Annotated in this window: 19 protein-coding genes; 7 read left to right on the forward strand and 12 right to left on the reverse strand. The window is 55.0% G+C overall.

Annotated features, from left to right (window positions below):
• The first annotated feature begins 798 nt into the window (after positions 1–798).
• Positions 799–1,527, forward strand: a complete 729-nt coding sequence (locus ABD971_RS09490; RefSeq protein WP_339942435.1) for a hypothetical protein — start codon at positions 799–801, stop codon at positions 1,525–1,527.
• A 133-nt stretch (positions 1,528–1,660) separates the two neighbouring features.
• Here the strand turns inward: ABD971_RS09490 and ABD971_RS09495 are convergent, their stop codons facing one another.
• Positions 1,661–2,011 (reverse strand): hypothetical protein, encoded by a 351-nt coding sequence (locus ABD971_RS09495; RefSeq protein WP_345321490.1) that lies wholly within the window; start codon positions 2,009–2,011, stop codon positions 1,661–1,663.
• 236 nt (positions 2,012–2,247) lie between these two features.
• Here ABD971_RS09495 and ABD971_RS09500 point away from each other — a divergent pair, with 236 nt between their 5' ends.
• A complete protein-coding gene (locus ABD971_RS09500) occupies positions 2,248–3,846 on the forward strand; it encodes a bifunctional metallophosphatase/5'-nucleotidase (protein ID WP_345321492.1) in 1,599 nt (532 codons plus the stop codon).
• Positions 3,847–4,169: 323 nt separating this feature from the next.
• Here the strand turns inward: ABD971_RS09500 and ABD971_RS09505 are convergent, their stop codons facing one another.
• A complete protein-coding gene (locus tag ABD971_RS09505) occupies positions 4,170–4,370 on the reverse strand; it encodes a hypothetical protein (RefSeq protein WP_339942437.1) in 201 nt (66 codons plus the stop codon).
• A 48-nt stretch (positions 4,371–4,418) separates the two neighbouring features.
• Here ABD971_RS09505 and ABD971_RS09510 point away from each other — a divergent pair, with 48 nt between their 5' ends.
• Together ABD971_RS09510 and ABD971_RS09515 are read left to right on the forward strand one after the other, a co-directional pair.
• Positions 4,419–4,703 (forward strand): hypothetical protein, encoded by a 285-nt coding sequence (locus ABD971_RS09510; protein ID WP_339942438.1) that lies wholly within the window; start codon positions 4,419–4,421, stop codon positions 4,701–4,703.
• A gap of 281 nt (positions 4,704–4,984) precedes the next feature.
• Positions 4,985–5,485, forward strand: a complete 501-nt coding sequence (locus ABD971_RS09515) for a DUF421 domain-containing protein (RefSeq protein ID WP_345321495.1) — start codon at positions 4,985–4,987, stop codon at positions 5,483–5,485.
• A 218-nt stretch (positions 5,486–5,703) separates the two neighbouring features.
• Here ABD971_RS09515 and ABD971_RS09520 read toward each other — a convergent pair whose 3' ends face one another.
• The 6 genes from ABD971_RS09520 to ABD971_RS09545 all read right to left on the reverse strand — a co-directional run bounded on the left by ABD971_RS09520 (position 5,704) and on the right by ABD971_RS09545 (position 15,125).
• Positions 5,704–7,071: a hypothetical protein gene (locus tag ABD971_RS09520; RefSeq protein WP_345321497.1), complete on the reverse strand. Its 1,368-nt coding sequence runs from the start codon at positions 7,069–7,071 to the stop codon at positions 5,704–5,706.
• Positions 7,072–7,264: 193 nt separating this feature from the next.
• Positions 7,265–8,293, reverse strand: coding sequence for a WD40 repeat domain-containing protein (locus tag ABD971_RS09525; protein ID WP_345321499.1), 1,029 nt, complete (start codon positions 8,291–8,293; stop codon positions 7,265–7,267).
• Entirely contained in the window at positions 8,290–9,636 is a 1,347-nt protein-coding gene (locus ABD971_RS09530; protein ID WP_345321501.1) for a DUF1501 domain-containing protein, read from the reverse strand. Before ABD971_RS09530 ends, ABD971_RS09525 begins: the two co-directional genes overlap by 4 nt.
• Positions 9,614–11,731 (reverse strand): DUF1553 domain-containing protein, encoded by a 2,118-nt coding sequence (locus ABD971_RS09535; RefSeq protein WP_345321503.1) that lies wholly within the window; start codon positions 11,729–11,731, stop codon positions 9,614–9,616. Before ABD971_RS09535 ends, ABD971_RS09530 begins: the two co-directional genes overlap by 23 nt.
• A gap of 2 nt (positions 11,732–11,733) precedes the next feature.
• Positions 11,734–12,615, reverse strand: a complete 882-nt coding sequence (locus ABD971_RS09540; protein ID WP_345321505.1) for a hypothetical protein — start codon at positions 12,613–12,615, stop codon at positions 11,734–11,736.
• A 278-nt stretch (positions 12,616–12,893) separates the two neighbouring features.
• Complete coding sequence (locus ABD971_RS09545; RefSeq protein WP_345321507.1) at positions 12,894–15,125, reverse strand: methyl-accepting chemotaxis protein; 2,232 nt, start codon at positions 15,123–15,125, stop codon at positions 12,894–12,896.
• 95 nt (positions 15,126–15,220) lie between these two features.
• Between ABD971_RS09545 and ABD971_RS09550 the strand changes: the two genes are divergently transcribed.
• Both ABD971_RS09550 and ABD971_RS09555 read left to right on the forward strand, forming a co-directional pair.
• Positions 15,221–16,753: an alginate export family protein gene (locus ABD971_RS09550; RefSeq protein WP_345321509.1), complete on the forward strand. Its 1,533-nt coding sequence runs from the start codon at positions 15,221–15,223 to the stop codon at positions 16,751–16,753.
• A 164-nt stretch (positions 16,754–16,917) separates the two neighbouring features.
• A complete protein-coding gene (locus ABD971_RS09555) occupies positions 16,918–17,070 on the forward strand; it encodes a hypothetical protein (RefSeq protein ID WP_339942447.1) in 153 nt (50 codons plus the stop codon).
• 22 nt (positions 17,071–17,092) lie between these two features.
• Here the strand turns inward: ABD971_RS09555 and ABD971_RS09560 are convergent, their stop codons facing one another.
• The 3 genes from ABD971_RS09560 to ABD971_RS09570 form a co-directional block, all read right to left on the reverse strand.
• A complete protein-coding gene (locus ABD971_RS09560; RefSeq protein ID WP_345321512.1) occupies positions 17,093–17,902 on the reverse strand; it encodes a S1C family serine protease in 810 nt (269 codons plus the stop codon).
• A 129-nt stretch (positions 17,903–18,031) separates the two neighbouring features.
• Positions 18,032–18,448, reverse strand: coding sequence for an Hsp20/alpha crystallin family protein (locus ABD971_RS09565; RefSeq protein WP_425571276.1), 417 nt, complete (start codon positions 18,446–18,448; stop codon positions 18,032–18,034).
• A gap of 69 nt (positions 18,449–18,517) precedes the next feature.
• On the reverse strand, positions 18,518–18,946 hold the full coding sequence (locus tag ABD971_RS09570) for an Hsp20/alpha crystallin family protein (protein ID WP_345321516.1): 429 nt from the start codon (positions 18,944–18,946) through the stop codon (positions 18,518–18,520).
• 496 nt (positions 18,947–19,442) lie between these two features.
• Between ABD971_RS09570 and ABD971_RS09575 the strand changes: the two genes are divergently transcribed.
• Positions 19,443–19,778, forward strand: coding sequence for a hypothetical protein (locus ABD971_RS09575; RefSeq protein ID WP_345321518.1), 336 nt, complete (start codon positions 19,443–19,445; stop codon positions 19,776–19,778).
• Between the two features lie 162 nt (positions 19,779–19,940).
• Here ABD971_RS09575 and ABD971_RS09580 read toward each other — a convergent pair whose 3' ends face one another.
• Positions 19,941–20,261, reverse strand: a complete 321-nt coding sequence (locus tag ABD971_RS09580) for a hypothetical protein (protein WP_345321520.1) — start codon at positions 20,259–20,261, stop codon at positions 19,941–19,943.
• Positions 20,262–20,359: the final 98 nt, after the last annotated feature.

Raw genomic sequence — 20,359 nt, forward strand, 5'->3', positions numbered from 1 at the left:
ATTTCGTATTGCTGAAAGTGGTTGAATCGGACTGACTGCGTCGCGTCGTCGTTGTGAATATCGCGATCATTCACGCGAGCGGCGCGGATGCCGCCGCTCCCGGACGCCAGACATGCTGGCGACGGGGATGGATGCATTCAACAGGAAGCTTGCTTCGTTAGCGGTGACGGAATATCCGACGCCGTGTGTGGCAGTGCCCGTTGCTACAGGTTGATGGAGCTGCGTGACGACGAGTTGCGTGGTATTGCGTCTGTGATTGGTACACAGGAGCGTAACTCCGGTACGCGATTGACGAGGAATAGTTGGTCGTTGGGATGACGGAAACACCGCCACCACAATTGCCCGAAGCACATCCGGATCCGACTGCGATCGGTGCCGATGGAACTGGGGCAACCGATTGCGGAGCATAGGACTGCATTGGGGCGGGGGCCATGCGAGGCGATGCAGGTGCAGACATCGCCGGTGCCGAGTATCCGCCGCCGCGTGATCCGCTTTGTGCTTGGACATCATTGCAGAGTGAACCAACCAACAATACGCACACAACGCTTGCGAAACACTTCGTAGCAAGTTTCATCTAGAGAGCCTCTGTATCGAGTGAACATGGGAAGCCAGGGCATTCCCGATAAGTTAAACGGCCTGCATTCTGTTCTCACACGCTTATCTGCGTTGTGAGTGGCCTCACAGACAGAAAAACTTTTCTAAGCGAAACTTTTGGGTGTAAGGAAACTTCCCGAGTTTCGTCATTCCCCCTGTATTTAGAAAACCCTTCCAACACTCGAATCTTCAAAGAGAGACACGATGAACCAACACCAATCCCAAACACGCCTGTCAATCACACACGGCTTTGCGATCGTCGCCAGCACACTGATGTTCGGCTCGCTGTTCGCAACCTCCGCTCATGCTCAATCAGGCTCGCGAAACACGTCATCCGCGAGCACGCAGTCCGCCCAAGCAGGAAGTGGAACTAAGGCGGGAAGTGGAACTAAGGCGGGAAGTGGAACCAAAGCGGGAAGCGGAACCAAAACCAACGCCGGCGCGGTGGGGCTACAAGGCTATTGCCCGGTGTGCGTGATTAATATGAAAAAGTGGGTCAAAGGCGATCCCCAGTACGCGGCACAATACGATGGAAAGACCTACTTGTTCCCTAACGAAGAACAGAAGCAAATGTTTTTGAAAGATCCTGCGAAGTTCACGCCGATTCTTGGTGGCGACTGCGTCGTCGCCTTGGTGGAGTTGGGGAAACGAGTGCCGGGCAGTGTCCAGTTTGCGGCACTACACGAAGACCATCTTTATCTCTTTTCGAATGAGCAAGCGAAGGGAATGTTTCAATCCAACAAAGAAAAATATGCTCATGCCGACATTGCACTCGGGGGTAAGTGCACTGTTTGTCGTGTCGAAATGAACAAGGACATTGACGGCGTCACCGAGTTCACCAGTCTGTACAAAGGAATGCGATATTTGTTCCCCGGCCAAGAACAACAACAGATGTTCGATCAGAACCCGAGCAAATACGAAGTGACTAAGTAGAGGTCAAGTAAGACCCTGCGTCAGCCCCCCCACGAACTCGTTTCTTGCTTTACTTTGACCAGCAAATTAGAGACGAGTCGGGGGCACGAAACGGGATTTTTTTTCTCGGTGTCTCACTGCTATCGGCTGGTTGCTAATTGAGTTCGAGCGAGCTGAGGTCTTGTTGGCAGTTGTGGATTTTCTCGATTTCGACAATCTGCCAACAGGACAATCGGTGACAACTTTCGTAGCTGTCGCAAGCGAATTGCTGCTCGACACGCGACACTCGAGGCGAGCGAATGGCCGACGCGAGGTCGGCTAAGCTGCGTCTGCCCCCGATGGTTCTTCTTTTGGCGATATCGTGGGCGTGTGGTTGGCCATGGCGTTTGGTTTTCCATCGCCTTTGGTTGGTCATCGCCCGCTTCGCTCGTCGGTCCGCTCCGAAATCGCGAATCGACAGGTAGGCTCCGGCACCGATCCGCACCGCCGTATTCTCAGCCGACATATCAAAAAAGCCCGCGAGAGAGTGGGCGCATGATTTGCAGACAGGGTTACCGCTGAAAGACAGGGTTACCGTTGAACAATTTCGGTTCGTTCCAGCATCCAGCATCCAGCATCCAGCATCCTCGCTGCTTGCGGAGGCAGAGACTGGAGACCCTGTCGTTCACGGATCAAGACGTTGGCCTCATCCCAATGGACGGTGATTGCTACATCCCGTTCAAATAACTCGTATTCCCAACCATGAAAACCTTAAAATCGCTGATACTCAGTCTTCTGCTCGCTGGATTGAGCTGCTCAATGAGTGAAGCCGAGGAGAAACAAAAAGTGATCAGTCCGGCGGAAGTGACGATCTTGCATACTTGCGACTTCCACGGTCGGCATATGCCATTTCGTGTCGTTTCAGAAGATGCAACGTCCCAAACCGGCAACCCTCAAAAGCCAGAAAACCGTTTCGGGAAAGAGGGCCGGATTGGCGGGTTCGAGGCATTGGCTTCGGCCGTTGAAAGAGTTCGTCAGAAACAGGGCGAGCAAAATGTGCTGCTGGTTCATGCGGGCGACACGTTTAGCGACGACCTGCTTGGTAACCTCACTCAGGGGGAAGCCGTTATTCGCATGATGAACGCCGTCGGCTATGACTATATGGCGCTAGGCAACCATGACTTTGACTACGGCGTGGAACAAACTCGCCACCTGCAAAAACTCGCCGACTTTCCACTGCGAGGCGCGAACATCATCGAGCAAAAAACCAACCAGCTGTTCCTGGGAAAGCCGTTCCATATCTTCTCGATGGGCAAGGTAAAGATTGCCGTTTTGGCTCTCGGCTACCATAACACCGATCAAACTACCGCACCTAAAAATATTCAGGGGCTTCGCTTCGTCAATGGAATCGAAACCGCCCGCCGCTACGTTCCTGAACTTCGTCGTCAGGCGGATGTAGTGGTGATTCTGTCGCATCAAGGAACAGCGGTGGACAAACTGCTAGCCCGTGAGGTTGACGGAATCGACCTGATCATCGGCGGCCATTCTCACGACCGCCTTCATCCGGCGATCACTGTTAATGGAACCAAGATTGTTCAAGCGATGTCCGACACGGCGGCTCTTGGGGAAGTTCGAGTCAGCCTCGTTGCTGGACAGGTTGTCAAGATTGAAGACGAACTGCACATGCTCTGGGCCAAGGATTACTCGCACCCGAAAATGGCCACGCTGATTGCCGACATCCGCCAGCCTCATCGACAGAAGCTCGAGGAAGTCATCGGAATAGCGAAGACTCGCATCCCCAGAAAATACAAACACGAGAGTCCCTTCGATGTGCTGGTAGCCGAATTGCTCCGTCAAGAAACCGGAGCCGAGGTTGCATTGCTTCCAGGGGTCGGATATGGAATCACGTTGCCTCAGGGGGAGGTGACTCGCGAAGATCTTTACACGCTGTTACCGCATCCGGCCAAACTCGCAACTTTTACGCTAACAGGCCAACAGATTCATGACGTACTGGAGCAGTCGGCTACCAATCAGGAAGCGGAAAATCCACTGGACCGTGTGGGCGGGCTCATTCAAACCTCGGGAATGACATGGACGCTCGATTGGGCCGCCCAACAAGGAAAGCGGGTTCGTGATGTGCAGGTCAACGCAGTGCAATTGGACAGGAACAAATCCTATCGAGTCGCCTCGCACAGTGGCATGTTAAACGGCATTCACCGGTACGATGAATTGCGAGACGCGGAAGAAGTCAAGGTCAGCGAAGAGAGCATCGTCGATATCGTGGAACGCCACTTTCAGCGTTCCGAATCAATCGTGGCTCCCCAACCTACAAACATCACTCTGATTCCAAAGCCTCGCTAATCCGATTTACTTTTTGCCTGGCATGCGGTCACATTGAAACGGAAAGAGCTTGTTTGGCAGTGAAGGAATTGGCATCGAATCGTAATAGCAAATAGATGGCTCACAAGCTAAGCCTCGAACTACGCAAGGATTTCGTTCGTCTCCTCGTTCGTGATCTCTGACCCCAGTTACAGTGATTCGGATATTGTCAATCGGATACTGTGATTCGGAGGTAAGGCAATTCATGTTCAACGCCATCGCTGCGGTGAGTGGGGTTCCGCAACAGACTTAGAATAGAAGCGGGGCTAGACGAAGTTAGCTGTAACGTGAACGACTTTGTCGCGTTACGGCATCCCGGCGATCAACGTGGTTGATTGTAAAACGCAGCAAGTGCAGAAAAGCGATTGGTCCGCCGAGTGAGTTACCACGCGATAGGCACGGTGATTGCCGACGATACGATACGCGGCGTGCGTTGACATCATCGATTGTTCATCGATTTCGCCAACGCTGGTACATCGTTTGCGATGTTGGCCATGAAGTGGCATCGGTCGTCGGTGCCGTACACACTTGAATTTGATAAAAGAGAGATATTCATGGCTGAAGCAACAACACGAATGGGGCAAGACTCGCGCCGTTCCGAAGCATACCAGCATTCCGAAGGGACGGTTGCCAGAAGTATTGAAAAACAGACTGCCAAGTTACCTTCCGATGTATTTCTGTGGGCGGCCTTCGCGTCCATCGGCAGTTCGTTGCTTCTGCGGTCGGTGGATCGAAGAGACGAAAGTCTGTTTGTGGGTCAATGGGCGCCAACTTTTCTTTGCTTGGGGATCTACAACAAGATTGTCAAGATCGCGGGCTCCGATCGCACCCGAGGCTAACGCTTTCACAGCAATCTGCCCCCCGCTTCTGGCGAATCGTCGCCAATCCTAGTAATTGCGAGACGTTGCGCACCTGCGCAGCGTCATTGTAGAAGAGAATTGGCAAGTGGTGACACGGATCCCGATGTGGACAGTCCCACCTTTTCCTCGCGATGCACTCTGAGGCAATCACATCGCTCTAAATTAACTAGACAGCGAATCCGAAGACACCCCATTTACGAAATTGTGAGCTTGCTATGATTGACTGGACTTGGATAACGGCCAGCGGAAAAGAGCTCCTCATGGTTTTGATTTCTGGGCTTGGCATCTACGTCACCCTCTTGCTGTTGACCCGTCTGTCAGGGCTGCGAAGCTTTTCTAAAATGTCAAGTTTCGATTTTGCGATTACAATTGCCTTCGGATCGGTGATTGCCTCGACGTTGCTCACGAAGTCTCCGTCGTTAGTATCCGGGTGCTTCGGACTTGCCGTCCTGTTTCTGATCCAGTACATCGTTTCTCGAAGTCGGCGACTGGCTGCGTTCGTCGAGTCCATTGTCGATAACGAGCCAATGTTGCTGATGGCCGGGGACAGGATCCTCGACGAAAACCTAACCCGCGCCCGGGTCACAAACGATGATTTGAATTCTCATCTTCGCGTGGCAGGGATCACGCACCCCAAGCAGGTGTTCGCTGTCGTGATGGAGTCCACCGGTGAGGTCGCTGTATTGAAACAGTCTGATGAAGTGGACCACTCGATTTTTGCCGGTGTCAGAGGATCGGAACAGCTAACATTTGACTCGTGAAACGAGCCCTAGATGTCGACTGTTACGACATCTTCCCACATGAACTGTGAATGTAGTGGACGAGGCTACGAGTCCCCATTTGGATGTAGTGGACGAGGCAACGAGTCCACGCGACTTAGGGGCACGACGGGACTCGTAGCCTCGTCCACTACAGAGAAAACACTTCCCGCATGATTTGCAACAAAACTCGAATCACAAAGTGATTTCCGAACAGTACCTTACACGCCGGGCATCCGAACATGCTCGCCTTCGACAACGTCCGCGTTTTTAAAACCCTTCTCGAATTTCGCATCGATCACGGCAGACGCATCCGGCACGTCTCTGTGAATCAGCATAGTTGGCTGATCACGAAGGACCTCGTCACGATCCAAATAGAGTCGTAGCTGTACCCTTCCCGCCGGAATGGTTTCACCCTCCGGCGAAAGATCGTCTCGCTGATCGTCGGTCGCGATCACGAACAGCGATCCATTGACCATCTTGCGAGGCGTCACTTTGCACTGAGTGAACGCGATCGGGGTTGGGGACCAATCATCCAATTCGGAATCCCAGCGGTGTACAAAAATTTGAACCGTGGACAAATTGGGCCAGTCCGCGGGAAGCCCTTTGATGCGGATCACGTGCTCAGTGGGATACCAGTTGTCTTTGGGAATCGCATTGCCATCCCGATAGCCTCCCGTGGCAGCCAGTGCATAGTCTTGCAGCCAAGCAGCGAACGCTTTGTACGATTGATCGTCCGTGTGCATTTTGATGCCGCCCAGATGCGAGACTGGCGCGACCGAGGAAGGCTTGCCCAGGTTCCCATTGGCATCTTTGGCAGGAACCTTGGCCGTCGGTTTAAGCAGCAGCAAGCTTTGTAAGGGGGCATCCACGTTGATTAGCGGCAAGTCGTTGCCGTGCCGCTTTCGACTGCTTGCGATCAACGACTGCAATGTCTGCTCAGGCGTCTCCTTAAAGACGTTCATCTTCGCTCCAAACTTGGCGACGAACTCTTTGTGTCGTTCCAATGGCTTGGCGTGCATCGCATTTTCCGCGTCGATCTCTGCCGGTGTATGACACGGAAAACATCGCATGCGTTGAGACCAAATGTTTCGCACAAAGGAATCGAGAACCCGATCTTTGCGGGTGTGCCGAATGACCTCGACCGACGCCTTGGGACCGGCCGCGATGCTAGGTTGGATCGCCGCGGCATTCACCAATTCCGAGTCTTGGCAGCAGGCTGCGATCCAAGACGCGAAGGCTTCGTATTCTGCGGCTCGATTCTTGGCATGAATTCGCTTGGCTAACGAGTCCGAATCGGAATCGCCCATCTCGATCAGGTGCAGGATTTTTGAGTCGCGTGGACGATCAACATCCACCAAGCCCTGGTCTCGCAGTGACAAGAACGTCTCACGACTGGACGGCCGGATGTAGTCCTTTAGGTCGACCGAGGAAAGATGACACTGCACACAACTTGAGGGATTCGGAGAGTTGAAGATCGGCATGATCCTCTGCTCGAACACGGAAGCGGGGGTCGGCTCCGCCGCAGACGAATGCGTTCCAAACGCGATCAAGGTGGCAACAAAAATTGCATAGGCGGTTCGTTGCATGGCGATCATCCATTTTTGACGGGAATGTAGCAATTCATAAAAGTGTATCCGATGCTCTAGATCGCTGGTAAGCTGCCAATCCTTCGAACTTCCTCAGAAAGTTCACGCGGAAAGCATCATCCAGAAACGTCACTACGACTCATTCGCCCCCGGCCCGACGCGGTCTGAGCGACGACTACCAGCGATGAATCCATCATTTCGGTGGTTCCGCTGCGATCACTCTCGCTATCGATCCGCCCGCGCCGGCGACCGCAAAACTGCCGTCACCTGCTGCGGTGACTTCGTAAATCCAGCTTTCGATTCCGTCGAGTGTCTGTTCGATTTCGACGGTGTTGGGGTTAATGATTCTTAGTTTTCCGTCCGAGCATCCGACGGCAAGTCGCTCACCATCGCGGCTCCAAGCAATCGAACCTGGCTCGACCGGCAGCCTCGCAAATCGGACGAGCCGACCGATCGTTGGCTGCCAGAACCGAACCGTTCTGTCGACGCTGGCCGAGGCAAGATAGGGAATGGCATGCCCACCTGGTCTCACCGCAAGATCGCAGACGGCCCCGGTGTGGTTGTCCAGGTTTCGGAGCGGTGGTTCTGCCAGGATCCCCTGCTTGCCGCTCCATACTCTCAAGACCTGATCGATACCGGCCGAAACCACCAAATTGTGCTCATTTATCGATTCGGCACACAACACACGACGCGAGTGCCCACGGACGACACGCACTTCTTCTGCCTCGCCATCGGACAGTCGCCACTGGATCAGATCATTATCGGCACCGCCGGTCACGAACAGGTCATCGGACAACCAGGCTGCCGAATGAATCACATCACTGTGCGAGGTGCGAGTCGCAATCACTTCGAATTCTGGCCACGAAACAAGTTTCCACTCTCCGTATTCCGCTGCAGCGCCGCCAACGATTAGAAGTTGCCTGCCATTGGGGGAAATTTTCAAGTCGTGAATCTGTGGGAAACCGACGTCGCGGACGAGTGCGGGGGTGAGATCGGGCCAGGAGATGACGTGAACTCCCAACTGCGAACCGGCAACCAGAGTCGTATCGTCCGCAGAAATCGTCAGCGCGGTGATCGGTGGTTCTGCTCCATGACTTTGCGGCAAGCCGATGGTTGCAAGCATCAACATCGCAGCGGTGACAACGCTGCGGCGCAACCGGCAAACGATGGGCAGCTGTGCAATCCGCCGGTGGAATCGCGTGGTGGTCGTGAATCGGTTCATCCCACCAACTCGTTTAACGCGATGCCATCGGCGGTGGCCTGCACCGGACGACCGTCGCTGGTGTAAAGAGTCGTTGCCGGATTGATACCGAGCAATCGATAGATCGTTGCGGCTAGATCTGCCGGAGTCACGGGACGGGAATTGGGACTTTCGCCCATGTCGTCGCTCGAGCCGATGACTTGGCCTCCCGCTACGCCGCCGCCGGCCATCATCACGCTGAACACGCGCGGCCAGTGGTCGCGTCCCGCCTGGGTGTTGAGCTTCGGGGTGCGGCCGAACTCACCCATCACAACGACCAGTGTGTCATCAAGTAAGCCGCGATCGTGTAAATCCGTGATCAACGCGGCGTAAGCCATGTCGAGCGATGGTACGAGCCCCACCGGTACCTTCGCCCCGGTGTAGCCTTCCTTCAGACGTGTGACCAGGTCATTGTGCGTATCCCAGCCACGGTTATTCACGGTGACAAATGGAACACCGGCCTCGACCAATCGCCGCGCGAGCAGACAGCATTGTCCGATCGATTTGCCGCCATAGCGGCGACGCACATCGTCGCTTTCCGCGGACAGATCAAACGCACGTTTGGCCGCCGGCGAAGTCATCAACCGATAGGCTTGTTCGAAGGCGACATCGTTCGGCGGATGGTTTTGCGCTGCTTCCTGTACTTTGTTCAACCTTTGCAGATAGCTCCGCCGCCGCGTCAACCGTTCGTCAACGATGCCAGGGAACGGATCAAGGTCACGAACCTGAAAATTGGGGCTGCCAGGATCGCCGCCAACTTCAAACGGGGCGACACTCGGTGGCAGATAGCCAGCGGCGGCAAACTTTCCCCCGCCAACTCGCAAATCGGGAATCGCCACATGCGATGGTATCTCACCGTGACGCCGATTCAGGTGCGACACCACGGATCCAATGGCAGGATAATTCAGTGCAGGCGTTGGTTTGTAGCCTGTCAGCAAATAGTGAGTGCCAAAATTGTGCTCGCCAAGCGGTGAAGTCATCGAACGAATGATGGCGGTGTGCTGCATCGCGGCCGCCGTACGCGGCATCAACTCGCTGATCTGAATACCCGGCACCGAAGTCGAGATGGCTTCGAAGGGGCCGCGAACTTCCTTGGTCGCATCGGGCTTCGGATCGAGCGTTTCAAGATGACTTGGGCCGCCGTCTAACCAAATCAGGATGCACGACTTGGCTCGAGCGGCCGGGCTTGCCGCATTCACTCGCTCGATGTGACTGCCAAGACCGATTCCCAAAGCGGTGAGGCCACCGACGTGAAGAAAATCTCGCCGGCCGAGGGTGTTGTGATAGGTGGCGGGTTGCCGCTTAGTTGTTGGTTGAGAATTCATGGCAGTTCAAAAGAGCCCAAAGGAAATCTTCAAGGCGAGCGGTTCGCTCTTGCGGGTCCGCGGTCGAATGGATTTGATCGACCCAGCCGGCGAGTTCATCGTGGGTTGGCGGCCGACTGAACGCAACCCAATAAAACGAGTTGACGATTTCGTCACTCGAGGCCCCCTGGTCAATCAGCGATCGCAGGCGGCAATCGGAGTCACGAATCTTTGCATTGATCAGCCCACCGTTCATCAAATGAAGTTGCGAGGCGATTCCTCGGTCAATCCTTGCGTCTGACGAGCACGACTCGCCGGGCAAGCATTGACCCAGGAATTCCAGTTTGCTCGCCGAGACCGTTCGGTCGATCACATTGATTGCTCGGCGAACTCCGTCATAGTCATCCGCCACGCCGGTGACATCGCTGATGGCGTCTGCCAAGACTTCTGCCGACAATGGTTTTGGGATCGCATGGGCGTAGAAACGATCGTCGACTTTCTCACCGTCCATCTTTTGACTGGCCCGGTTATAGGCAGCCGAGTTACAGATCAGCCGGATCAAGGCACGTAGCTTGAAGTGGTTGTTTGAAAAATAGTCAGCCAGCCGGTCCAACAACTCAGGATGCGAGGGGGGATTCGTCGCACGCAGGTCATCCACCGGGCTGACCAGTCCGCGTCCCATCAGAGCCTGCCAAACTCGGCCCGCCATCGCCTTGGCAAAGTAGGAATTCTCAGGCGAGGTCAGCCAGTCGGCAAACGACTTTCGCGGGTCAACACCGCCGAACATGGATGGTTGACCAGGAATCTTGGCAATCGCGGGTTCACCCGTGCGTGGGTGCGTGATCTCGCCGTGGCCGGTGAACCGCACCACTTGGCCACGATCGAGTCCCACGAAAACTGCAGCCAACCCGTGGTAATCGTCCTGCGTCCAGCGATCGAGTGGATGATTGTGACAGTTTGCGCAGCGTAGCCGAACTCCCATCAGCACTTCGCTCATGTATTCAGCTTCCTCGCGGGCGGTTGCGAAATAGCGATGCACCGTAGCCGCCCCCGTCTCGTGAGAATCGCCTTGTGAAAGGACGAGCGAGTCGGCAATCGAATCCCAACCCGCGTCGGCGGCAACCTGTTCGTGCAACCAACTGTAAAAGGCGTCGGCAGCCAGAGTGTCGGTGCCCGGTTTTTGTAAGCGGAGCTGAGTCGCCAATCGATGAGTCCAGTAGTCCGTGAACTCGTCCGAACTCAGTAATTCGTCGATCAGCTCCGCTCGATTGATGGGAGCGGGGGCAGACGAAACCTGCTGCACTAACGCGGCCGAGGGCAAGCGACCGATAAGATCGAATGATACACGCCGCAAAAACTCGAGATCGCTGCAGGGTTCGGCAGGTGCCAGACGAAGAGCGAGAAGTTTTGCGTTGATTTCGTCATCGATCCAATTTCCGCGGGCCGAGTCGGGGAAAGTGGGGATCTCTGATCCAATGGGGGACGTGACCAATAGGGATGTCACTTGGTCGCCGTAACGAACGGTTACGACGTGTTGTCCACTAAGTTTCACTGTCGCTGCGCCAACCTCGTCGACAGCGAGTGCCGAGTCATCCTGGCTGACGTAGATGGCCGTTTCGGTAACGTCACGCTGTAACCCATCGCTGAAAATCGCCGTCACCTTGATTTGCAACTCGGCCGGAATCGAGGTCGCGGCGAACGAAGTCGGGGTAACGATCAGTCGATCCAGACGTCGCAGCGTCTTCCGTGCCGCGCCCGCGGCAATCCATTCCGTTATCACCGCAGCGGCTTCGGAATTTGAATCCATCACTTCGCCACCGCCGTGATCCAATCGTCCCGTCGGCTTTGTCAGTAACAAACTTCGTCGTGGCGTCACGTAGTTGACGCGGCGTCCTTCGAGCTCGTTTACGATCGAACGGTAGTCGAAACCGGGATCTCCTCCGAAAAGCGACAAGCGAAAACCTGCCTGCCCCGCCGCACTCCCATGGCAGCTGGCCGCGTTACAGCCTGCCTTGGAAAGCAGTGGCACCACGTCGGTATCAAAGTCGATATCCTCGGCTGTACTAGCCGCAGCACAGAGCAAGCTGGTGCACACGATGAAGCAGATCGTTCGCATGATTATTCTTTGTCAGCCGGTTCGACTTCGTTCGGCGCGAATTCCTTTGCCCATTTCTTGAGGTACGCTTGCGCTTCGGGGGTCCCGTATTCTTTCAGCCTTGGCCCCTCGGTGATAAGACGAGACGCCTGGTAAACCCGTTGGCGGAACCAGCGATTCTTGGCGGCGAAATCTTCGACATCGGTCGCGGCCGCCGCGACCTCTTCCGAAGTGGCGTTCTTTTGAATGACGGGCGCCATCTTTTGACGATAGATGGCCTCCTGTTCGGGTTGCTGTCCCGTCCGATTCATCGCCATCCGAGGTTCTTTGTACCCCATCTGCTGCAAAGTCGGTGCTTCGCTACCGCTCAAGACCTTGATGATCTCGTGACCAATTTTCGTCGCATCGGCTTGCACGCTCGGTTGCACCAGAGCAAAGTTGGCTGTCACGACGCCCTTTGATCCAACAAGCACCGTTAAGGTCACCTTTCGATTCAGACCATACGCACCGGGCCCCTCGATTCCATCGGTCGAAATCAGAGCCGTGGCACTTCGCGGCAGCGCATGACGTGCTCGTTTGAGGTAGGCGGTGGTTTCGGTGACGTCGTCGGTAAGGAAGACCAGACGCGACTTCAATCCAGAGTGTTCTTTGCTAGCCGCAAACTCCATCAGTAATCGCATCAGACCGACCGAGGGGCGAGTGATCTGGTGGACGAAGACGACTAGGATCGGTGCATCGTTTGTATCGTCTAAGACATTGACGGCGCCCGTGTCGCCAAAGGCTGCGATTGCCTTGAAGGGCCGAAGTTCCTCGCCAACTTGTGGCCCCGAAAACAGCGGTTCGTCCGCGACAGTGACCGCGGTAAGGAGAAGCGTGATCACGGTCGCTCGAATGATCGTCTGCATCGTGTGGACTCGCCTCGCTAGGTGCGTGAAATTAAGATTCGCTCATGATATCAACCCTGTACGGCTTTAGGGGTATCGAAATTTTTTTGTAGCGGAACTCGTCAAGAGTTTCGGGGAGCATCTACCTTGGAATGAAAGTCTTGACGACTTCCGCTACGATTTGCTTAGAAGGCCGGCGACGTCAGACGGCGGGATTGGGGGCACGACGATTCATGGTTGGGGTCTTTGTCCGATCGAGCGAGTCGCCCTCTGCTGTTTCGATGATGCCCAAGAGTGAGTTACTTCGGAAAAGTGATGGCGTCGTTGTCCAACCTTACCGAACGCACAGCGCGGGCTGTTTTCGAGGCTTGCCCGTTGGCAGATTCGGACGTGAGTCCCGCAAGTTCCGTGCTTAATTCGGTCAAGTTCATTGCCGATTGTTCGATTTCTTGCAGCGCCGCTGCGTGGTCGGCCGTCATTCGTTCCATGTCCTGCATGGTTTTATCGAGTTCCACCGTACCGGTTGCCTGTCGTGTTGCTGCCGCCGCGATCTGTTTCGCGGTCAACGCAGACGCCGAGATTGTCTCCAATAACTTTTGAACCAGGCCGCCGGTTTGCTGAGCTACCTGCCTCGCTTCGGCAACGACCACCGTTTCTCGCTCGGACGATTCCACGGCTTTGCGGATGGCACTTAGAATTTCCGATAGAATGCCACGCACCTCGCGTGTCGATTGCATTGATTGCTGAGCCAACCGTTTGATCTCGGCAGCCACGACGACGAATCCCTTGCCGTGTTCGCCCGTTCGAGCGGCTTCCACAGCGGCATTGAGTGCCAGGACGTTGGTTTGTTCGGCGATATCGTTGACCGTCGAAGTGATTTCGCCAATCGCCTGAGCCCGTTCGGCAAGCGAGATGACGTGGCTGGCTGTTTCTTCGACTTGCCTTCGCACAGACTCCAACGCTTCGATCGATTTTTCCATCGCTTGACGACCTGTTTCGGCAGTCGCTTCGACATGCTGCGCTTCGTCGACCATCCCATTGGCTCGTCCTGCGGTATCGTGAGCAATGCTAGAGATCTCGTTCATCGTGCTCGCGGCTTCAGAAACGGCAGCGGCCTGGTCTTGCGAACCCCGAGCCTGTTTTGACGTCGTTGATAGAATGTCGTCGCTGGTTGAATTGAGGCGTCCGACCGTGTCGGCGATCACTTCGAAAAGCGTATTCCGCTCACGTTGTGCCTTCAACATTTCTTCCTGCGATGCGAGCGTCAAACGTTGTGATTCCAATCGCTCGTTTTGTTCCGTCAGTTTTTCCTCTTTGGTTTTCAGGTCGTCCACCATGGATTGCAAGTTTCCTGCCATCTGGTTAAACCCCGCACTTAACTTGGCGACTTCATTTTGTCCCGCTGCAGGAATTCGGTATTCAAGTTCTCCTTGACCGATGCGATGGGCGCCGCGGAGCAATGCATCGATCGGGCGGGTTAGCGAACGGGCAATCAGCCATCCCGCAGCGATGACGAGCAGCGTGGCGGCAAACGCAAGCAAGATGATTTGGTTGCGCAGTCGTTTGATCGGAGCGAACACCACCGAAGTTTTTCTTGCTTCCAGAACGACCCAGCCCATCCCGGCAAACTCGCCGTGTCCGCGAGATACGGCGAATGCCCCTAACAACTCTTCGCCATCGCGAACATGGGTTAGATTTGCGACGAATGCGTTCTCGTTCTTTTCAAAGTCGACATCGCGAAAGTACGCACTGCCGTCTCGCAGCCCCGTCGAATTTTCACCGGCTTCGCGGATCACGCTGTGATCTCGATCGAACAGCAATAGATACCCGTCGGTTTGGCTGTTTCGCTTGTACTTGTCGACAATCTCAATCAATTCTTGAATATTCAAAACGGCTTTCATCACGCCCAGGAACTCGCCGTCCTCGTCAACCGCTTTTAGACAGATGTCGATCGAGTAGATGCCCGCGCTCTCGTCGAAACTGACGTCTTCAATATGCAATCCGTTTTCCATCGCCTCTTGCCACCAAGATTCGTCGTCTTGGCGGTAGTCCGAGGTACGGTTGGTTTGAGCAACATTGGCACCAAATCGGTTGGTGATAAACACCTCGCCGAAAACAGCATGTCCCGCCGTTTTTTCCAATTGACGCAGCCAAATATTGAAGTCGCGGGCCAGATCATTGTTCAAGACCTGCTGCATCAACGGGATCGTTTCGTCGTCGGGCGTGGACCGCAACTGCTGATCGCGTTGCTCAACCAAGCCCGCCGGATCATCCAACTGCATCATCTCTTCATTGGATCGCCGCAACGACTGACGCACCAAGTCGGTTTGTAAATACGCCTGCCACGTCGTCGCGCGAGTTTGGATGATCCAATCGACCTCGTCCATGACTTCTTGAGCGCGGGTGACCGAGTTCGCTTCGATGGCACGGCGCAAACTCGTTTCGCTGACACTGGTTGCGTAGATCCCCACCAACCAAATCAAAATCGTCGGCAGGATCGTTGCAATCAGCAATTGATGGACGATACGCATGTCGTGTACCCGGAAGAAAATCGCGACGTTAGATGATTTTGATTACTCCGATTGTAATTCAACTACCTCGTTGAACGGGTGGATATGGCCCCCGAATGCGTGTTTTCCTTGTGCTTATGGCATGTAGTGGTCCGATCTTTGGCGATATGAACGTCAATCGATATCCCCAGCTCCGTGTCTTGTTATTCGCGATCACCATCCCAATGTTGGTGATTTCACCAACGTGTGCCGACGATGCCGAGGTCGCCAGAGCCGCCTACAAACAGAGCTTCATCGACAACGATTTCAGCTACCTCGACGATCCGGCATACCAAGGACACTTCCTGGGCGAGCAGCTGAAGCGACTGCGTCCCACCAGCGACGTTACGATCGACTTGGGCGGTCGATTTCGGTCTCGGTATCACAACGAAAACAATCTACGCGGCGGTCGCCGATTGACCGGTGCCAGTGACGAATTCGTATTGTCGCAGACGTTGTTGTTCGCAGATGTTCATATCGGCGACAATTGGCGAGTCTTCGGCGAAGCGATCGACGCAACCAGCGATGGCGAAGATTTGCCTCCGCGAGGCAGCGAAGTCAACCGTTTCGATATGCAAATGCTTGCCGTGGATGCGTTACTGCTCAGCAGTGGTGACGATCAAGAATGGTGGCTGCGTTTCGGACGCCAAGAAATGCACTATGGGTCGCAACGTCTCGTCGCCAGCCGTCCTTGGCGGAACACACCACTGACGCACGATGGGGTGCGGAGTTGGTGGAAGTCCGATTCCGCACGTGTCGACGCCTTCTGGGTGCGACCTATCGATCTGGCACAGCATCGGCCCGACGATACCAACTTTGACAGCCCCGACCAAAGCCGCCAGTTCTACGGGGTCTTTGCTACAACGAAAACCGACACGGCGCGACACGACCTATATTACTTTGGGATGACCGAAGAGGATGAGCTCGTGCAAACCTTTGCCGGGGTTCCTGGTGGTTTCGACGTCCATACAATCGGTGGTCGCGTGCTGCGTAACGAAGGTGACCTGCAGTTTGAACTCGAAGGCGGCTACCAATTCGGAAGTTTCTCGAGTTCGCGTCAATCGGCTGGCTTTGCCACCGTCGGTCTCGGACGCACGTTTGAAAGATTGCCACTGAAACCGACCGCGTGGCTGTTCTACGACTGGGCGTCAGGCGATGACGATTTGAACGACGGCGTTCACGGTACGTTCTACCAGCTCGAGCCTCGCGGGCACTATTACTTGGGACTGGCCGATTTGACAGGGCGTCAAAACATTCAGGACTTGAATGTGCAGACTTCGCTTGCGGTCCGCGACGACTTGGAATGTCGCATCCATTTCCACAACTTCTGGCTCGCCGACCGCCGAGACGCGCTGTACACCAACGGTGGCGCGGCATCGTTCCAAGATCCCACCGGGTCTGCGGGCAACGAGATTGGCCACGAGTTGGATTTGCAGTTGCGTTGGAGCATTTCGCCGCGAGCCCACTTTTTGGTTGGATACAGCTACCTGTGGGCAGGCGACTACTTTGACAGCCCCGTCATCCAAGGCGGCCCCGCTGGGATTGCTCCTAACGGAGCGAGTGGCAACAACGGCGAATTCACCTACATCCAATCGACGCTTCGGTTCTAGAAAAGCGAAATGCCAATTTGCCGCCGGCGAAGCGACAAATTGGCATCCGATCGCCATCGAAAGGTCACTGCGGATGTGAATTTAGGGGTTGGCACCGTGGTTGCTAGTGACGTTGTTGCGAGTGACGTTGTTGCGAGTGGCGTCGGCTATGCAATCGACGTCCAATGCAAACCTTCTTTCCCGGCGACGGAGACCGAGTCATGGTGATTGAAAATCCAAACAGCATCCTGGTTTATCTGTTATGCGGCATCGGTGTGCTAACGGTGGGCGGACTGGTCTCACTTGCCGGGTACGTCACGTTCTTTAAACGACACTGATACTCTCTTTTTCTGTCAGTGATTAAAAGTCAACGTTGGGCCATTGAAAAATTTCTCGATCCCAACGTTCCCATGGCATCCGCTGCAGCGGTTGACGTCCGCGATCATCGAGCGATCGCAGCAACTGGTCCTTGCGGCTTTGTGGCAAGTCGTTGTCGTCATTGATGGCGTCACGAATTTGTTGTCGTGTGCCTGTGAACTCCTTGCTGATCGAATTACCGCTGGTGTCTTGGTAGGTGATACGAACCAAGTAAGTGCCGTCGGCTTCCTTTTGCAACGTCAACGACTCAAACGAAGTCCATTCGGTTCCCGTTCCTAATTCATCTTGTGCTTCGGTCCAGAACTCGGGGCGCAACGGGGAAAACGGAAAGTTGAAGCGTCCGACCATACCCGGCCAGTCCGAGTAGACCGGTTTTTGTGAAGTCTGTTCGCCCAATTTGACCTTCGTTGTCCGTAACTCGCCGGCGCGAACGTATTGCACTTCGATTTCTTTGTCGGGCTCATCGTTGCGGACACGTTTGACAAGTTGCTCGGGCGAATACAGGTCCTGGTCATCGTAGCGAACCAGCACGTCGTGTGGCTTCAGTCCCGCCATGTCCGCCGGCGAGCCTTTGGCGACTTCCGAGACGAGCACGCCGCGTCCATCGTCGATCACGGTCGGAAGATGGCTTTTTAGCACTTCGGGAAGCGAGGTTACCCCGACCCCAAGTCGAGCTTGGGTGGCATTGTCGGTTTTCGATTTCGTTTCGGCTGCAAACGTGATCGCTGGCAGCATGAAAAGCAGAGACAAGCCAGCGAGAATCGGAACAATGCGTTGGCGATTAGTTTTCATGTTGAATCTCCTGTAACCGCGAGTCAATTTGTTTAACAGCTGGCCGAAGGCGTCTGCGATGCTTTCGCAGTGATGGACGCCTTCGGCGAGCCGTTAAACGAACGGACGTTCGCTTAACGGTTTACCTCATCAAGCCGCTTTCACTTCAATCCGTCGCGGTTTGGCGTGATCGGACTTCGGCAGGTGCAGCGTCAGCACGCCATCGTGCAATTCCGCCGAGATGGCTTCGCTGTTGATCGCTTCACCAATCATGAACGTCCGCTGGAAGTCGCCGACACCGTATTCGCTGTACAGGTATCCTCCGCCATCATGGCAGCAGTTCACTTTGCCGTGGATCGTCAGTTGACGGTTCTCGAATTGGATATCCAAGTCGTCATGCTCGACGCCCGGAAGATCACCGTACAGGATCAACTCATCGTCGCCATCCCAAATGTCAAACCGAGGTTGGTAGGTCGATCGAGCTTGTTGATTGTTTTCATTTTGGTATTGGCTCAGTCGTCCATTGTCGTTTTGATTTTTGGTTTCGTTATAATTGGTGGTTGTCATCGTGGTGCTCATAGTTCACCTCCGAGATGTTTTGGGTTGGTTTGTTCGTAATCGTACAAACGGGTTGCATCAATTTGCCTTGACTTCGATTCGTCGAGGCTTGACGGCTTCGCTCTTGGGCAGCGTGATGTTCAGCACGCCGTTTTTGAACTCAGCCGATACCTTCTCGCTGTCGATGTCGCCGGACAATTCGACCATGCGGCTGAACTTGCCATAGCTGCATTCTTGGCGATGCCATGTTCCGCCTTCATGCTCTGGCGACTTGCGTTCGCCTTTGAGGGTCAATTGATTTCCGGTGACGTAGATTTCCACGTCGTCCATGTGGAAGCCGGGCAATTCGGCTTCGGCGTAGACGTTGTCCTCGTCTTCCCGCACGTTCAAAGCGGGGAAGCTACCGACGCCCGTCACGCCGCCGTTACCGCCGCGGCTGAACATTCGATCCATTTCACGGCTGAGTCGATTCAGCTCAGTCCAAGGTTCCCATCGAGTTGCTAACATGTTCGTACCCTCCTTTCAAACGGGTTCAAAAGAAGAATTGTGTTTTAAGTTGAGTTTTGGTTTGATTGACCGAGTGTGCCTCGGTGGCAGTCACTGCTGTCCACTTCGGTAAAATTGCAACGGCCGTACCAATTGCGAATCCGCTTTGTCGCGAGGCTTCCTGCTGCAATACCTGCCTGTCGCCGTCGTGTCACTTTGGCGTAGCGTCCGACAATTTGTCGCTCGGCCAGTCGCGGCGAAATGCATCAGCAGATGCCGAGGACTGCAAGCTCGCTGCGGTACATCCTTTGCAACTTTAGGTCCGCCGCACGCCCGTGGTGCGACAGACTGGCATGCAAACAAAAACTGGCGTGGTGAGACCGACGGGAACTGCGATCACCGCTTGTCATCGCAATTTCTGCCCGTACCAAAATGGCAGCCCATGGCAATCGCCGCGATCTGTTTTGTGCCCTGATTGAATGTGACCAGAACCGAGACGATTGAAGGAGAACAAACGATGTCTTTCATCACGCATCATTGCCCGTCCTGTCACGCTCCGATGCAAGAGGGATTTTTGATTGATCGTTTTGGCGAATTCCAAAAAGACACTTTGTTTTGGGCGAGCGGCAGTTTCGGATCGTTCATGCTGGGACGCGAGCAGGTCTATCCGGTGACCACATGGCGCTGCCAACGCTGCGGTTTGTTACAGTGCTATGCCGCTCCGACGCAAATGCAGCAAGGTGAGCACGCTGCCGCAACCATGGCCAACGTCAACGACGCTGACGACTCGACGCAGCCGCAGGAACACACCGAGTACCACGCGTCCAGCAACCTCCAGCAAGCCGTCTCGTAACGGATGGAAACGGATCCGTGGGCCGCAAGGCACCGAGTGGATGTTTGCTTTGGACTTGTCGTAATTTTACATGCGTAGCATTTCTGCCACCTCTCCCCCGACTTCGTTGGTGGCGAGGTAACACATTCGTAGCCACGCTCACCAGAGCGTCGGTGGTTGGCACTATCGCGACGACGCACGGGACGACCACCAATCCGCGTAAGGCGTGTTCTTGATCAGGTAGCGGTTGTAGTCGCGGTCGTCGTCCCACCACGTCGGCCCGCGTTCGCCCAACGCGATTTTGGCGGCGTGCACCTTCTTGCGAGCGGCGGCTAGTGCATTGTCGTCGCTCGATCGCCGAGCGGCGGCAACTTCGCGGCGGGCGGTCATCAGTTCACTGACCAGACGCTGGCGAGTTTCCTCGTCCAGGTTCGGGTTCGTGCAGCGCCACAACCGTTCTCGATGAACAAAGTAGCGGCCGTCGGGGGTAATGGGGTATTTCAAAAAGTCGAGCCTGTTCGATTTCCAGCGGGGCGTCTGCGGTCCTTTCTAATCAGATTACACGATTTGCGAAGCAGCAGCCTTCCGATGCGTGTGTCGCC

The sequence above is a fragment of the Novipirellula rosea genome (assembly GCF_039541335.1).
Lineage (GTDB): Bacteria > Planctomycetota > Planctomycetia > Pirellulales > Pirellulaceae > Novipirellula > Novipirellula rosea.

Coding starts and splice junctions, on each gene's coding strand:
- ABD971_RS09490 (WP_339942435.1), top strand. CDS start 799: ATGAACCAACACCAATCCCAAACACGCCTGTCAATCACACACGGCTTT.
- ABD971_RS09495 (WP_345321490.1), bottom strand. CDS start 2,011: ATGTCGGCTGAGAATACGGCGGTGCGGATCGGTGCCGGAGCCTACCTG.
- ABD971_RS09500 (WP_345321492.1), top strand. CDS start 2,248: ATGAAAACCTTAAAATCGCTGATACTCAGTCTTCTGCTCGCTGGATTG.
- ABD971_RS09505 (WP_339942437.1), bottom strand. CDS start 4,370: ATGCCACTTCATGGCCAACATCGCAAACGATGTACCAGCGTTGGCGAA.
- ABD971_RS09510 (WP_339942438.1), top strand. CDS start 4,419: ATGGCTGAAGCAACAACACGAATGGGGCAAGACTCGCGCCGTTCCGAA.
- ABD971_RS09515 (WP_345321495.1), top strand. CDS start 4,985: ATGGTTTTGATTTCTGGGCTTGGCATCTACGTCACCCTCTTGCTGTTG.
- ABD971_RS09520 (WP_345321497.1), bottom strand. CDS start 7,071: ATGCAACGAACCGCCTATGCAATTTTTGTTGCCACCTTGATCGCGTTT.
- ABD971_RS09525 (WP_345321499.1), bottom strand. CDS start 8,293: ATGAACCGATTCACGACCACCACGCGATTCCACCGGCGGATTGCACAG.
- ABD971_RS09530 (WP_345321501.1), bottom strand. CDS start 9,636: ATGAATTCTCAACCAACAACTAAGCGGCAACCCGCCACCTATCACAAC.
- ABD971_RS09535 (WP_345321503.1), bottom strand. CDS start 11,731: ATGCGAACGATCTGCTTCATCGTGTGCACCAGCTTGCTCTGTGCTGCG.
- ABD971_RS09540 (WP_345321505.1), bottom strand. CDS start 12,615: ATGCAGACGATCATTCGAGCGACCGTGATCACGCTTCTCCTTACCGCG.
- ABD971_RS09545 (WP_345321507.1), bottom strand. CDS start 15,125: ATGCGTATCGTCCATCAATTGCTGATTGCAACGATCCTGCCGACGATT.
- ABD971_RS09550 (WP_345321509.1), top strand. CDS start 15,221: ATGCGTGTTTTCCTTGTGCTTATGGCATGTAGTGGTCCGATCTTTGGC.
- ABD971_RS09555 (WP_339942447.1), top strand. CDS start 16,918: ATGCAAACCTTCTTTCCCGGCGACGGAGACCGAGTCATGGTGATTGAA.
- ABD971_RS09560 (WP_345321512.1), bottom strand. CDS start 17,902: ATGAAAACTAATCGCCAACGCATTGTTCCGATTCTCGCTGGCTTGTCT.
- ABD971_RS09565 (WP_425571276.1), bottom strand. CDS start 18,448: ATGACAACCACCAATTATAACGAAACCAAAAATCAAAACGACAATGGA.
- ABD971_RS09570 (WP_345321516.1), bottom strand. CDS start 18,946: ATGTTAGCAACTCGATGGGAACCTTGGACTGAGCTGAATCGACTCAGC.
- ABD971_RS09575 (WP_345321518.1), top strand. CDS start 19,443: ATGTCTTTCATCACGCATCATTGCCCGTCCTGTCACGCTCCGATGCAA.